The sequence below is a fragment of the Alistipes sp. genome, assembly GCF_020026455.1.
GTDB lineage: Bacteria > Bacteroidota > Bacteroidia > Bacteroidales > Rikenellaceae > Alistipes.
Window position 1 is genome coordinate 1 of the sequence record NZ_JAHHQJ010000001.1, and the last position, 13967, is coordinate 13967.

Consider the following 13967-nt stretch of genomic DNA (forward strand, 5'->3'; position numbering starts at 1 on the left):
TCAAACCTGTAACCTTCTGATCCGTAGTCAGATGCTCTATTCAATTAAGCTACGGTGCCGAATTGCGAATGCAAATGTAGGGCAAAAATCCGAAACTCGCAAATAATTGATTAAAAAATTTAGAAAAAAAATAATCCGGACGAGGTGTGTCTTTGCATCGTCCGGATTATCAGTGGATTGTGAAATGCTGTTATTTTATCAATTCTTCCAGTCGGATTTGGAGTTGTTCGCCGGAAAGGTTGCGGGCGACGATCACGCCGTCGGGCGAGATCAGGAAATTCGACGGAATGAAGCGGATGCCATACAGCTCTGCGGCCGGGTTTTGCGTGCCTTCGTTGAGGGACAGCACGTTCGTCCACGGCAGGTCGTTTTCGGCGAGGAACTCTTGCCAGCGTGCCGCCTTGCGGTCGATCGACACCGCGTAGATCGTAAATCCGCGTTTGTTGAATGCGACATAGGCCTCTTTCAGGTGGGGAATTTCCCGGCAGCAGGGGCCGCACCACGTGGCCCAGAAGTCGAGCAGCACCCAGCGGCCGGGGCCTGTGAGCGACGAGAGAGCGACACGCTCTCCGGCGGCGTTGTTCAGCGCGAGGTCCATGTAGGGCCGGCCGACGGACGTGCGTTCGACGGTCTCGATCTGACGCCGCGCACTCTCCAGCACGGGGTGCTTCTGCAGTTGGGCGGGGAACTGTTCGAGCCGCTCGCGGGCCTTCGCCGGGTCGGCGTCGAGGCGGCGGGCGTAGAGGAATGCGCCCAGCAGGTTGTCGCGGTTGGCTTCCAGCACATCGCCCGGAATCTGGCGGTAGAGCCGTCCCAGCGAGTCGAGTTGCCGGTTGCGCTCGGGGGTGTCGGCCTCGTTTTCCAGGGCCTGCAGGACGTTGCCGAGCGCGACTTGCGCGGCATTCATGGCGTTGAACGCATCGTTGAGGGGCGTTCCGGTGACCTGGAAGCCGCGGATGTCTCCCGTGGGTTCCAGCCGGAGGTCGGCCGCTTCGAGCAGGATCGGCGCCCCGATGCGGCGGCCGTTGTGCATCAGGTTGGCGATCGTCGGTACCGAGACGTGGCCGCGGATGCGGAAGGTGCTGTCACGGCGTATGACCGTTGCGGCCAGCACCGAGTCGTTCTCGTAGGGCGAGCAGAGGCGGAGCGTGTCGCCCGGGGCGAGGTTGGTCTTGCCCGAAAGGGTGTAGTTGGGGCCCCCGCAGCTGCACAGCAGGGCGGCGGCAAAAGCGATGGTCAGGCTCTTTTTCATAAGGGTCGGTTGTCGGGTGGTGGTTTTTATTTGATCTCCCGGTCGGGATTTTTTTTCAGGAACTGCTCCCAGCTCTGCGAGCCGCCTTTCGAGGCTGCTTTTTTGCCGCCTCCGAGCCCCTTCACGCGTTCGCTGCCCAGCGCGGCATTGAGCGGGCTGGCCGAGGCGAAGTAGTGGCACAGGGCGACGGCCATGCCGTCCGTGGCGTCGAGCCGCCTGGGCGGCTGGTCGATGGCAAGCGTGCGGCAGACGATCGAGGCCACCTGTTCCTTGGTGGCCGATCCGCGGCCCGTGATGGACTGTTTGATGCGCATCGGGGCGTATTCGAAAACGTCGATGCCGCGGCTCAACGCTGCGGCCATGGCCACGCCCTGTGCCCGTCCCAGCTTGAGCATCGACTGTACGTTCTCGCCGAAGAACGGCGACTCCAGCGCCACTTCGCGCGGGGCGTACTCGTCGACCAGCGCCCCCACGCGTTCGAAAATGTAGCGCAGTTTGGCGTAGGGGTCGGGGAACTTATGCAGGTCGATGTCGCCCAGCACCACCGAGCGCACCGAGCGCACCGAGCGTCCCTCGATCTCCAGCACGCCGTAACCCATGTAGTTCGTGCCGGGGTCGATGCCCATGATTCTGTATTTCTCGACGGATTTCATCTGCATTTAATGGAAAAAGCCCCTCCTTCCGGCGCTGCGGAACGGAGGGGCCGGGATTCATCGGGCGATTACCGGGCCAGCAGCTCCGAGATCTTCTCGTAGAGCGCCTCGCCGCGCAGGTTCGTGGCGACGATCCTGCCCTGGCTGTCGATCAGGAAGTTCGACGGGATGCCCTGGATGGCGTAGTCCCTGGCTGCCTGGTTGTCGAAGCCTTTCAGCTCGCTGACGTGCAGCCAGTTCATGTCGTTCTGCTTGATGGCGTTGAGCCAGTCCTCGCGCACCTTGTCGAACGATACGCCGTAGATTTCAAAGCCTTTCTTGTGGAACTCGGCATAGGTCTTCTTCAGGTGGGGAACTTCGCCCATGCAAGGACCGCACCACGAAGCCCAGAAGTCGAGCAGGACGTATTTGTTCTCTGGATTCTTGACCACCGATCCGAGCGATACCTGCTCGCCGTCGGCATCGGGCTGTGCGACGTCGGTGAACGGCTGGCCGATGTCGGTTTTCATCTTCTGCTCGGCGTTCTTCCTGAGCTGCACCAGCGCGTTGGTCTGCTGTATGGCGGCCGGGAATTTGGCGATCTCGTCGAGCAGCTCCTGGCCCGAAAGTTCGTGGACGAACTGCTGGCTCAGCAGCATTGCGCCGAAGAGGTTGTCGCGGTTCTGCTCCAGGGTCGTGCGGGCCAGTTGATCGTACTCCTGCTCGATGGCCTCGCGGCGCTCGGCGGTGGTTTCCGCATTGCCGAACTCCTGGATCAGGGCGTTTCCGGCCGTGGTGTAGGCGTCGCTGGCATCGTTGGCCGGTGTACCCGTCACCTTCTTGCGGTGGGGGGTCTGTGCATCGTCGGTCACGTTGATCGTGCCCGGTTCGAGGATCAGCATGGTGGCGAACGTCGCTCCGTTGTCGTCGGCGTCGCGCAGAATGGCCACCTGCGGATTCTCGGCCACGCCCTTGAAGCGGAATTCTCCGTTGGTCACGGATGCGGAGTCGAGGATGTTGTTCTTCTCGTCGAAGAGGTAGACCGTGCTGTTGGCTCCTTCGACCTTGCCGTAGACGGTGTACTTGTTTTTATTGGCGCAGCTGCACAGCACGGCTGTCGTGGCTGCGAGGATCAGGATCTTTTTCATCGAATTTATTTTTTGGTGAGTTCTTCAAGCTGTTTTTCCAGCGCGCGGACCTGCTGCGCCAGTTCGGGAAGACGTTTGAACACGGCAGCCGAACGGTGGTACTGCATGCCCGGGAGGGCAGGGTATCCGAAGCGGATCTCGTCGTCGGGGACATTCTTGTCGAGGCCGCTCTTCGAGCCGACCTTCACGCGGTCGCCGATGGTGACGTGGTCGGCGATGCCCACCTGACCCGCAAGGAAGCAGTTGCGCCCGACCTTCGAGGTCCCCGCAATGCCGGTCTGGGCCGATGATACGGTGTTCTCGCCGATCTGCACGTTGTGGCCGATCTGGATCAGGTTGTCGAGTTTCACGCCCCGGCGGATGACGGTCGAGTCGGTTTTGGCGCGGTCGATGCAGGTGTTGGCGCCGATCTCCACGTCGTCCTCGATCACCACGTTGCCCAACTGGGGGATCTTGTCGAATCCGCCCGCGGCGTTGGGCATGAACCCGAATCCGTCGGCTCCGATCACCGCTCCCGCGTGGAGGATGCAGTTGGCACCCACGATGCAGCCCTCGTAAATCCGGACACCGGGGTAGAGCGTGGTGTTGGCGCCGATCCGGACACCGCGGCCCACGTAGACCTGGGGGTAGATCTGGCAACCTTCGCCGATGGAGGCCTCCTCCTCGACGACCGCAAAGTCGCCGATGTAGCACTCCGGGCCGACCTGCACCTGCTCCGAGACCGAGGCGCGGTCGCTGATCCCCTTGCGGCGGGGTTTGGCGGCGTTGTACATTTCGAGCAGTTTGAGGACACAGGCGCCGGCGTCATCCACCTTGACGAGGGTCGCAGTCACCGGTTGCGAAGGCGCAAAGGCGCGGTCGACCAGCACGATCGAGGCGCCCGTGGTGTAGAGAAACGGTTCGTATTTGGGGTTTGTGAGGTAGGCCAGCGATCCGGCCTTGCCTTCTTCGATCGACGAGACGGTGTGTACCTTGGCGTCCTTGTTGCCGACGATGTCGCCACCGAGGAAGCCGGCGATCATTTCAGCTGTAAATTCCATCATAATGTCACAGGTATTTGTTGATATCTATTCCTATGGGCATGAACTCTTCCACGGTGCGCCCGAACGAAAGCACTTCGCGCACGGTCGACGACGAGATGTCGGCCACGGGCGAGGGCGTGAACAGCATCACGGTCGTGATGTCGGGATAGATGCGGTGGTTGGTGGCCTCCATCGTGCGTTCGTACTCGAAGTCGGTGGTGTTCCGCACGCCGCGGATGATGGCGCAGGCTCCGGCTGCTTCGGCGAATTCGCCCGTCAGTCCGGTGTAGATGCGTGCCTCGACGCGCTCATCGCCGCGGTAGATGTCGTCGATGAGCCGCTTGCGGTTTTCGACCGTCAGCAACCCCTGTTTGGAGGTGTTGTTGCCGATGCCGATGATCACGCGGTCGAAGAGGTTCAAAGCCTCGTCGACCAAAGCCGCATGGCCGCGCGTGAAGGGGTCGAACGACCCGGGGAAGATTGCAGTGCGTTCCATTTTGGACAAAGGTAGAAAAAAAACGGAAAAACAGCACGTTTTCCCTTTTTTATTCGTCGCGGCCGCGGCGTTTCACTCCTTGTGCAACAGGTCGCGCAGGCGTCGCAGCGCCTTGCTCATCTGCGCTTCGACGGTCTTGACGGAAATCTTCATTTCGGCAGCTATTTCGGCATTCGAGAGTTGTTCGCAGCGGCTTTTGAGGAAGATGTCGCGGCAGCGGACGGGCAGCTGCGAGACCGCTTCGGCAACGAGTTGTGCAATTTCGTCGGTCTCGATCTGCAGCGATTCGGGACAGGCGAAGACCTCGCCCAACTCTTCGAACGGAATGTAGGAAAAACGATTGTCGCGCAGGCGGTTGAGTGCCCTGTTGCGCACGGCGCGGAACAGATAGGCGCGTACCGAGACGCTGATCCGCAACGTGGAGGCCTGCTGCCAGAGGTGGGTGTAGACGTCGAGTACGACCTCTTCGGCCGCAGAGGGGTCGCGGAGCCAGAACTCGGCGAAGCGGCACAACGGAGCATAGTAGCGGTCGAACAACTCCCGAAAGGCGGTGATTTCCTCCTCCCGTCCGATTTTCGACCACAGGAGAGCGTCGTATTCGTTATCAGACATGTACGGGTCTTTAGTGCATCTATCAGCACATAAAGGTAGTGAATCCTGGCGAGATAAAATGCTTTTTGGCTGGCCTGGCCGTTGCGCGACGGCGGTTTTTTCGGTTTTCGTCCGTTTTCTCGGGGGCCGGAGGCTTTTTTCCGGACCGGAGGTTGCCGTCATTCCGGGGGCTGCCGCCATTTCGGGGCTCTCTGCCATTTCGGGGGCTTTCGTGTCTGCCGCCGTCGTCGTTTCGGCCTCCGTCGGGGTTTGGCTTTGCGGTTCGTTTCGGAGTTCGCCCGGAGCCGGCTGGGGCGGAAATGACAAAAGCCTGCGGGAGCATCCCCGCAGGCTTTTGTCAAGCGATTGATTATTCGAGCAGTTCATTGTTGCCCCATAGGTTCAGTTCGGCGATGCACCAGCCTCGGAAAGTCGGATTGTAGGTCTTGTTCGTGTAGCAGGTATGGATGCGGAAGCGGATATAGCGGGCGTGCTGGTATTCGGCGAGCATCGGGTTGATAACCACGGCCAGCGGATCCAGCGGCGTTTCGGGATCGCTCTTGTAGTCGCGATACTCCTGCCGGTAGGTCCAGTTCTGCTCGTTGTCGGGACTCAGGCCGTCGCCGGTGATCGTTTTGGCGGTCCAGACCTCGAGCTGCGCGATTCCGTAGCGGGCGCCGGCTTCGGGATTGCCCTTGGTCGAGTAGCGTTGTGAGAACTGAAGGCCGCGCACGGTCACCTCGCGTCCCAGGTCGAGAACAAAATCGTAGGGCGGATCGGCGTGTTCTTCATCGGCATTGCAGTAACCGAACGTGTTGATGTCCCCGTCGAACATCTTCTCGATCCCGTAGTTGGGTTTCGTCTTGGGTGAGGCCAGCAGCTTCCAGCCGTCGCGTTCGAGCAGCATGGGAGCCGGCGGTCCGGGCTTGATCCGCTTGTTGAAGAGGATGTAATGGACGCGGGCACTCTCCGAGATCGTGGCTCGCGGATCGCCTTTGATCGAATCGATGGCAATCGGTAGCAGATAGGCCTCCTCGTCGGGCATGGGCAGGCTCTGCAACTCCACCTGGATCGTCGACGAAAGCGTGTTGTAGCGAGGCAGCATCACCTCGTCGGTCGAGAACGTATAGGCCTCGGCCGGGCAGAGCCCGTAGGAGGTGCCGTGGGCCTGGTTGTAGACCTCGACCAGCTCGGGGGCGGTCCTGAGCACTACGGTGACGTAGTTGCCGCTGATCCGCTCGGCGGCGACACGGATGTTGACGGTTTGCTTCCTGGGACTTTCCAGCGAAATCACCTGCGCATCGGTCGAATAGGCGTTTTGGATACCCAGGATGGCTGCCTCCCTGACCACCGGTCCGACGTCGTCCTTGCAGCCGGCCAGTGCGACGAGCAGGGTGGTTGCAAGGCCGAGGAGTTGTGTGTGTCGTGTCATGATCGGTTGGGTTTAACGTTTGTCTTCGTGTAGGAACTTGACGTCGACCATCACGGGAATGTGGTCCGATGCCTGCCTGATGTCGCCCTTGCGGAACGAATTCATGATCTTGGACCCGATTACCTCGCACTTGGCGCCGTTGCCCTTCCACAGCAGGATGTAGTCGATGCAGCTGTTCGGTTTCTGCGACGAGTAGGTGAAGTCGTTCGGCCCGTGGGGTGTCAGCACCGTCCATTTCTCCTTCAGGGCGATCAACGTAGCGGTTTCGGGGCGGGCGTTGAAGTCGCCGCCCAGGAAGACCGGTTTTTTCGAGGCGGCGAACTCCCGCTCGATGGCCTGGTTGATCAGGGCCACCTGTTCCAGTTGCGAGCGCGACGATACGTGGTCGAGGTGGGTCGTGGCGAAGATATATTGCTCAAACTCGGCGACTACCATCACGCGCGGTTCGGCTCCGTTGCCCTTCGGCAGCGCAACGGAGAACGTGCGGATGGGTTTCTCGCGGCAGGCGATGCCGTCGCCGTAGGCCCCGCCCTGGTAGGCCATGGCGCGGAAGAAGCTGTGATGCCACTGCGCTCCCATCAGTTCGGTGAACTTCTGGAGCTGGAAGACGCGCATCGTGCGCACCGTGCAGCTGTCCAGTTCGCTGATGCCGATAAGGTCGGCCCTGGCTTCGGTCATCATGTCGGCGATCATTTGGTAGCTGTCGGTGTATTTGGAGAAGATGCCGACGTTGTAGCTCACAAGGCGTGTCGTACCCTCGTCTTTCGGATAGTAGTCCACGTCCGGGGTTTCGCCGGCTCCGGGTTTCAGGTGGGGCGGGATTTCGGAGTCGTAGAACGGCGTTTCGTTGCTGCATGCCGTTACTTTGCAGCCGAGGCCGAGCAGCAGCAGGATGGTCAGGTATTTTTTGATCGTGTGTTTCATTTTTTCGGGGATTTAAAGTTGTCTGTTTCGAAATCAGAGGTCCAGGCCGTCGTTCCAGCCCGGGTTTTGTGTCAGGGCGCCGCCCGTCAGCGAGCGGTCGTTGGTCGGGATCGGGTAGAGGTAGTCGCGCTCCTCGTTCCATTCGCCCGGATTGTTCTTGTGGGGCATGATATAGCCGTGGTCGCCCTCCGAAAGGAAGATGTCCTGGTCGAGCTCCAGTACCAGCGGAGCCTTGGTCGAGTGGCTCTCGCCTCTGGAGGCGAAATAGACGTCGGGCGTTCCGTCGCCGTCGATGTCGTACTCGCCCTTGGACGGGATGTAGAGACCCAACAGCGGCTGCTCGAAGCTCTTGCCCTCCTTCCAGCGGATGATGTCGTAATAGCGGTGTCCCTCCTGCAGCAGCTCGATGGTGCGTTCGCGGCGGATTTCGAGAATGACGCCCCGGTTGTCGCCGCGGACATTCGGATAGCCGGTCTTCGCATCCGACAGATAGGGGTCGGGATTGGCGTTGGCCTTGGCCATGTCGAGGTTGGGCATGCCTGCCCGGTCGCGCAACTTCTTTACGGATCTGTCGATGTCCTCCTGCGTCAGGGTCCCGGCCTCGGCCTTCGCCTCGGCGTAGTTGAGGTAGATCTCGGCTGTGCGGAAGATCGGCAGGTCGGTGTAGGAGAGGTTGTAGCCGTCGGACTCGAAGTGGATCGGGGCGACGAACTTGATGGGCTGGTATCCCGTCATGCAGGTCGACAGGCTCGGCACCTCCGTTTTCGTGGAACCGATACGCGTGTATCCCGGTGTGCGGATCGACTGCCCGAGGCGCGGATCGCGGTCGGCGCACTGATCCTTGAACTCCATTGTCTGCCAGTCCGGACGGTCGGTGAAGCGCGAACCGTCGCCCATCAGGTAGCTGTCGACGATCTTGCGGGTTATGCCCGGGCGGCCGTAGGAGGTGTTCTGCGAGTAGAACGTACTGTTGTGGAATACGCCGAGGCTTTTGCTGTAATCGCGGGCGAGCACGATCTCGATGCCTTGCGCCTCTTCCGATACGAACAGATCGCGGTAGGCTGTCCTGGTGCCGCCTTCGGTGTAGAGACCGTAGCCGCTGTGGGTGATGAACTCCCCGGCGGCATCGGCGGCCTGCTGCAGATACCATTTCCAGTCGTGCTCGTGGCCGTCGATGCCGTGGTATTTGCGGAACGTGCCCTCGAAGAGGCAGAAGCGCGACTTGAGAGCCAGAGCCGTCCATTTGGTCACACGGTAGAGATCGTGTTCGGTCGGCAGGTGGCGGATGGCGAAGTCGATGTCTTCGATCATGCGCTGCATGACGAACTCACGCGAGTCGCGCGGGCGTTTGAGCTCGGGATCGTCCGACCCGATGGGCTTGGCATACCAGGGTACATCGCCGAAGCGTTTCACCTTCTCGAAGTAGAAGTAGGCGCGGAAGAAGCGGGCCACGGCGTCGTAGTGCGTCCGGACCCCGGTATCCTTGCAGTTGACCGAATATTCGAGCAGCGTGTTGATGTCGCGCAGGTCGGTCCATGTCCAGCCCCCGCCCGATGCCGGGATCGTGCGGCCGCCGCGCATCTCCTGAGGCAGGTCGCTGTGGACGAGGTTGTCCCAATACTCGTTGTAGAGTTCGTCGTCCGGAAAGGCCGTGTAGAATTTGTTGCTGAAGGCCTGCAACTCGTTTTCATTCGAGAAGAAGGTCTCGGGCGACATCTTCGACAGCGGGTATTTGTCGAGCCATTCCTCGCACGAGGAAAGCATCAGGACGCAGCTTAGGGTCAGTATCGATAGAATCTTTTTCATAACACTTCACGTTTAAGCGGTTAGAAGGTGATGTCCACGCCGAACATATAGGTTTTCTGCCAGGGGTAGGTGCGCATCTCGTCGTTCATGGCGGCCATTTCGGGGTCTATGTAGTCCGAGTGGATGGGGGACCAGGTGACGAGGTTCTCGCCCGTGAAATAGATGCGCAGGCTCTCGATCAGCGCCTTGCGGGTCCATTTCCTGGGCAGGGTGTATCCCACCGTGAGGTTTTTCAGACGGCAGTAGCGGATATTCTGCAGGTAGCGGTCATTGGTGGCCGTCAGCTCGCGGTTGCTGCCCGACAGGGCCACATAGCCGCGCGGGCGGGGGAAGTAGGCATCGGGATTCTCCTCGGTCCAGTACTGAGTGTGGAAGTTGCGGGGCATCCAGCTTGCATAGGGGCGGGCATAGGGCCCCCAGAAGGCGATCGTGTTGGCTTTCGGATACCAGTGGCGACGGCCGATGCCCTGGAAGAAGATCGAGAAGTCGATGCCGGCCCACGACATGGAGAGCGTCGATCCGTATTGGAACCGGGGCTGGCTGTTGCCGATGATCTCGCGGTCGCCCGGATCGTCGACGGTGTTTTTGCCGATGGAGATCACGTTGTCGTTGTTCAGATCGAGGAATTTCAGGTCGCCGGCATGCAGTCCGCGCTCCGATCCGGCCGCGGCGTTGATGCGGTTGTTGACGTTCGTCTGGTCGACGGGGTAGTTGGCGGCCTCTTCATCCGAAGCGAACAGACCGCCGATGCGGTAGCCCCAGATTTCGCCCCAGCGCATGCCTTCGTAATACTTTTTGGCGAAGGTGCGGTCGGGGTTGTCGTATCGGGTGATGTTGGTGACATAGTCGTTGAAGGTCACCGTCACGCTGTAGGAGAATGGGCGGCGCAGCAGCTGGAACTCGTCGCGCCAGTTGAGCGTGAGTTCGTATCCCTTGGTGCGCAGATCGGCGCTGTTCATTTTCGGTGAGGCGGCGCCGTAGGTGGCCGGCAGGGCCACGCCTTCGGTGAGCATGTCTTTCGTGTCGCGGATGTAGAAATCGGCGGAGAAGGCCAGACGGTTGTTCAGGAAACTCATGTCCACGCCTAGGTTGTTGTGGATGCTCCGCTCCCACGAGAGGTTCGAGGCCACGGGTGCCGAGATGGTCGCCGTGGCGGGCCTGTTGCCGCCGAACAGGTAGCTCTGGGTGCCGATCGAGATCTGGCGGATGTAGTCGTAGTAGCCGACATTCTGGTTGCCCAGCTGTCCGTAGGAATAGCGCAACTTGAGATTGTTGAACCGGTCGCGGATGCCGTCGAAGAAGGCCTCCTCCGAGATGCGCCATCCCAGCGAGAACGAGGGGAAGAAACCCCAGCGATGCCCGCGCTTGAAGCGTGACGTGCCGTCGTAGCGGCCGCTCACCTCGACGAGGTATTTGCCTTTGTAGTCGTAGTTCAGACGGCCGAAGAAGCCCATCAGGGCGTATTCGTTCTGACCGCCGCCTACCTCCATGCGCATGTCGCCGTCGGCGTCCTGGCCTACGAGGTCGAGGTCTGTCAGAGTCTCGGAGAGCAGGTTGTAGCCCGTTGCGGAGACGTCCTTGAGGAACTTGGTCTCCCAGTTGAAGCCGACCATCGCCTTGAAGTTATGGTCCCGGGCGAAGGTGCGGTCGAACGTGCCGTAGATGTTGGCTTGGTAGTAGTTGTGCATCAGGGTCTTTTCGTAGAGCTTGTCCTCGAAGCGTTTGCCCGACGAAAGGGTTTTCACTTCGCCCGGATACTGCGAATATTCGGTGTTGACCTGGCGGTTGACATTGTGCTGGGTGTTGAACATGTAGGTGAAGTTACCCTTGATCTCCAGCCCCTTGACCGGGGTCCAGGTCAGTTCCGTGGTGGTCGACATGTTGTCGGTCTTGTCCTTGTTGTAGTGTCCGCCCTTGTTCATGATCGTGGGCAGACCGTCCATGATCGCATATTTCGACAGCGAGGTGTAGTAGACGCTTGTGCCGTCGGGGTTTCGGGGCATCATCGACGCCAGACCGTGGACCGTACCCAGCGAGAAGGCTGTGTTGACGCCCGAGGGACCGGGATAGTAGTACTGGTAGTTGTAGTAGCTTGTGTTGTTGCTGATCTTCAGCCATTTGTTGATGTCAAACGAGATTTTCGAGCGGAAGTTGATGCGCTGCAAGCGGTCGGGATCCTGGCGGAAGAGGCCCTCCTCGCTGTAGTAGTTGCCCGAAAGCATGTATTTGACCTTCGAGTTGCCGCCCGAAAGCGAAATGCTGTGGCTTGTGTTCGGATGCTCGTCCTTGAACAGGTAGTGATACCAGTCGAAGTTGGCGTAATAGACATAAGTGTCGCGGCCGTCGCGTTGGTCGATCTTGACCCACGGACGGTCGGGATGTTCCACCCTGTCGTTGCGGCGGGCCCACAATTCCATCATGTCGTCGTCGGTGTAGTTCGTGTAGTTGGTTCCCGCATCCGCATGCCAGAACAGGTCGTTGACGTAGACCGAGTAGTAGCCGCGGGTTTCGTAATCGGTCGAGGTGGTGGGTTCGTTCCAGCCCCAGCGGCCGCTGTACGTAATGCGGGTCTGGCCCGATGTATCGCCGCTCTTGGTCGTAACGAGCACCACGCCGAATGCCGCACGGGCGCCGTAGATGGCCGCTGCCGAAGCGTCCTTGATCACCGAGATCGAACCTACGTCGTTGGGGTTGATTTTCATCAGGTCGCCTTCGGCGCCGTCGATCAGCACCAGCGGCGAACCGCCGTTGATCGAGGTGATGCCGCGGATGTTGAGGCTGGCCGTGTTGCCCGGACGTCCCGACGAAGTCGAGACCGTGAGTCCCGGGACGGCGCCTTGCAGCATGTGGGCCACCGAGGGCGCCGACCGGTTTTGCAGTTGTTTTTCGTCCACCGTGGCGATGGCTCCCGTGAGGTTCACCTTTTTCTGGGTTCCGTAGCCCACGACTACCACGTCCTCCATATTCACGGCGTCCTCCGTGAGGAGGATCTCCACGCTGTTCTGCGTGGCGGGAACGGTGACTTTTTTACTCAGGTAGCCCAGGCAGGTGAAGTTGAGTGCGATGTCGGTGTTGGGAACGGCGAGCGAGAAGCGGCCGTTGGCCTCCGTGACCGTGCCGCGGGTGTTGTCGCCGTCGAGTGTGACGGCCACGCCCGCCAGCGGCGTTTCCGACAGGTCGTTGACGACGCCCTCGATCGTGCGTTCCCGGGTCGGGGACGTGCGGGCCGGGATCAGGGCGATTTGGCGGTCGGTGATGGTGAAGTCCAGGCCTGTCGGGGCGAGCATCTCCTTCAAGGCGGCCGAAATCGGCATTCGCTTCGCCCTGAGGCTCACGCGTTGGGAGAGGTCGGTCTGCTTGGCGTCGTAGAAGAATGTGTAGCGGGAGTTCTTTTCGATGCGGGATATGGCCTCCGAGAGCGGGATGTCCGTGAATTCCATGTCGAGCGCCGGTTCCTGCTGCCTCTGGCCGATGGCCGGCATACTGCCTGCGACCAGCAGCAGGAGGATTGCAAATAGTCTGAAGTGCATCATGGTTTCGTGTTTGAGTTTGTGGAATGTTTGCGGCGGCATCGGCCATGAGCCGTTGCGGGAAACTGGTAGAGGTCGGGTTGTCGCTCCATAGGCAATCTTTTTTTGATGGGCGTAATGTGTTGTTTTTATTCGAGTTCGGAAATCGTAACGGCGTTGTTTTCGGTGAATGTGTAGGCGATGGGGTTGATGCGGCTCATGATGCGCAGGATCTCTTCGAGCGGCTCGTCGGTGATGGTGAACGTGTAGGCGTAGTTGTGCGCGAGGGATGGGGTGATTCTGATTTCGGTGTCGTACCAGCGGGCCATGTAGCGGCAGATTTCGCCCAGAGACTGCTGTTCGAACACGAGTTTTCCCGCAGCCCAGCAGGATTCCATCGCCACGTTGCCGCGCCCGATAACCATCTTGTGCGTGCCGGGGTTGTAGCGGGCGATCTCCCCGGGGCGCAGCAGTCTGCGGCTGCCGTGCCCGGTGTCGAGCGACACGGAACCTTCCGTCAGGGCGACCGATACGCTGCGGTCGGTTGCGGTGCGGACGTTGAATTTCGTGCCGTGGACGCAGATTTTCAATCCCTCGACCTCGACGGTGAAGGGGCGGTCGGTGTCTTTGGCCACGTTGAAGAATCCTTCGCCGCGAAGTTTCACATGGCGTTCGCCGGAGGTGAATCCCGCATCGTAGGAGAGTGTCGATCCGCTGTGGAGCCAGACCGTCGATCCGTCGGCCAGCCGGGCCTGCGACTTGCCTTCGAAGGCGCAGAACTGCTGTTCGGCCACAGTTGCAGCCGAACGAAAGAGGTGGACATGTGTTGCAAAAAGGGTTACGACGACCGCTGCGGCCGCGGTCGCGGCCATTTGAAGCAGATGGCTCCGGCGATGTTTCGGGGTTTGGCGGACATGCGGGATCTCGCGGATCCCGATTCTCTGTTGCAGCTGCTGCCACAGCCGGTCGCGGTCCGGCTCGTAAGCTGCGGCCCGCTGCTGTATTTCGCGCCATACGCGGGTCAGGTTGTTGTAGAAGCGGCGGTTTTCCGCTTCGGCGATCCATCGGTCGAATTCGCGCTGTTCGGACTGGCCGAGCGTGCCTTTGAGAGAGCCGACCAGGAGGTCCCAGGTATGGTTGTCCGGAGTCATGGTT

11 protein-coding genes are annotated in these 13967 nt (G+C 60.4%); all 11 read right to left on the minus strand.

What is annotated here, in order from left to right:
* Positions 1-190 precede the first annotated feature (190 nt).
* Positions 191-1252 (minus strand): TlpA disulfide reductase family protein, encoded by a 1062-nt coding sequence (locus QZ460_RS00005; protein ID WP_290539529.1) that lies wholly within the window; start codon positions 1250-1252, stop codon positions 191-193.
* Positions 1253-1278: 26 nt separating this feature from the next.
* On the minus strand, positions 1279-1878 hold the full coding sequence (ruvC, locus tag QZ460_RS00010) for a crossover junction endodeoxyribonuclease RuvC (protein WP_290539776.1): 600 nt from the start codon (positions 1876-1878) through the stop codon (positions 1279-1281).
* A 95-nt stretch (positions 1879-1973) separates the two neighbouring features.
* The gene (locus QZ460_RS00015; RefSeq protein WP_290539530.1) at positions 1974-3032 is read right to left on the minus strand and encodes a TlpA disulfide reductase family protein; all 1059 of its coding nucleotides are present in this window, start codon (positions 3030-3032) and stop codon (positions 1974-1976) included.
* Positions 3033-3037: 5 nt separating this feature from the next.
* On the minus strand, positions 3038-4075 hold the full coding sequence (gene lpxD, locus QZ460_RS00020) for a UDP-3-O-(3-hydroxymyristoyl)glucosamine N-acyltransferase (protein WP_290539531.1): 1038 nt from the start codon (positions 4073-4075) through the stop codon (positions 3038-3040).
* A 4-nt stretch (positions 4076-4079) separates the two neighbouring features.
* Entirely contained in the window at positions 4080-4550 is a 471-nt protein-coding gene (gene coaD / locus QZ460_RS00025; RefSeq protein ID WP_290539532.1) for a pantetheine-phosphate adenylyltransferase, read from the minus strand.
* A 72-nt stretch (positions 4551-4622) separates the two neighbouring features.
* Entirely contained in the window at positions 4623-5162 is a 540-nt protein-coding gene (locus QZ460_RS00030; protein ID WP_290539533.1) for an RNA polymerase sigma-70 factor, read from the minus strand.
* Between the two features lie 349 nt (positions 5163-5511).
* A complete protein-coding gene (locus QZ460_RS00035) occupies positions 5512-6573 on the minus strand; it encodes a DUF1735 domain-containing protein (RefSeq protein ID WP_290539534.1) in 1062 nt (353 codons plus the stop codon).
* Positions 6574-6585: 12 nt separating this feature from the next.
* Complete coding sequence (locus tag QZ460_RS00040; RefSeq protein WP_290539535.1) at positions 6586-7497, minus strand: endonuclease/exonuclease/phosphatase family protein; 912 nt, start codon at positions 7495-7497, stop codon at positions 6586-6588.
* A gap of 33 nt (positions 7498-7530) precedes the next feature.
* Entirely contained in the window at positions 7531-9303 is a 1773-nt protein-coding gene (locus QZ460_RS00045; protein ID WP_290539536.1) for a RagB/SusD family nutrient uptake outer membrane protein, read from the minus strand.
* Positions 9304-9323: 20 nt separating this feature from the next.
* Positions 9324-12836 carry a TonB-dependent receptor gene (locus tag QZ460_RS00050; RefSeq protein WP_290539537.1) on the minus strand — a complete coding sequence of 1171 codons (3513 nt, stop codon included), beginning with the start codon at positions 12834-12836 and terminating at the stop codon, positions 9324-9326.
* A gap of 125 nt (positions 12837-12961) precedes the next feature.
* Positions 12962-13963 carry a FecR family protein gene (locus QZ460_RS00055; RefSeq protein ID WP_290539538.1) on the minus strand — a complete coding sequence of 334 codons (1002 nt, stop codon included), beginning with the start codon at positions 13961-13963 and terminating at the stop codon, positions 12962-12964.
* Positions 13964-13967 lie beyond the last annotated feature (4 nt).

Coding starts and splice junctions, on each gene's coding strand:
- QZ460_RS00005 (WP_290539529.1), bottom strand. CDS start 1,252: ATGAAAAAGAGCCTGACCATCGCTTTTGCCGCCGCCCTGCTGTGCAGC.
- ruvC (WP_290539776.1), bottom strand. CDS start 1,878: ATGGGCATCGACCCCGGCACGAACTACATGGGTTACGGCGTGCTGGAG.
- QZ460_RS00015 (WP_290539530.1), bottom strand. CDS start 3,032: ATGAAAAAGATCCTGATCCTCGCAGCCACGACAGCCGTGCTGTGCAGC.
- lpxD (WP_290539531.1), bottom strand. CDS start 4,075: ATGATGGAATTTACAGCTGAAATGATCGCCGGCTTCCTCGGTGGCGAC.
- coaD (WP_290539532.1), bottom strand. CDS start 4,550: ATGGAACGCACTGCAATCTTCCCCGGGTCGTTCGACCCCTTCACGCGC.
- QZ460_RS00030 (WP_290539533.1), bottom strand. CDS start 5,162: ATGTCTGATAACGAATACGACGCTCTCCTGTGGTCGAAAATCGGACGG.
- QZ460_RS00035 (WP_290539534.1), bottom strand. CDS start 6,573: ATGACACGACACACACAACTCCTCGGCCTTGCAACCACCCTGCTCGTC.
- QZ460_RS00040 (WP_290539535.1), bottom strand. CDS start 7,497: ATGAAACACACGATCAAAAAATACCTGACCATCCTGCTGCTGCTCGGC.
- QZ460_RS00045 (WP_290539536.1), bottom strand. CDS start 9,303: ATGAAAAAGATTCTATCGATACTGACCCTAAGCTGCGTCCTGATGCTT.
- QZ460_RS00050 (WP_290539537.1), bottom strand. CDS start 12,836: ATGATGCACTTCAGACTATTTGCAATCCTCCTGCTGCTGGTCGCAGGC.
- QZ460_RS00055 (WP_290539538.1), bottom strand. CDS start 13,963: ATGACTCCGGACAACCATACCTGGGACCTCCTGGTCGGCTCTCTCAAA.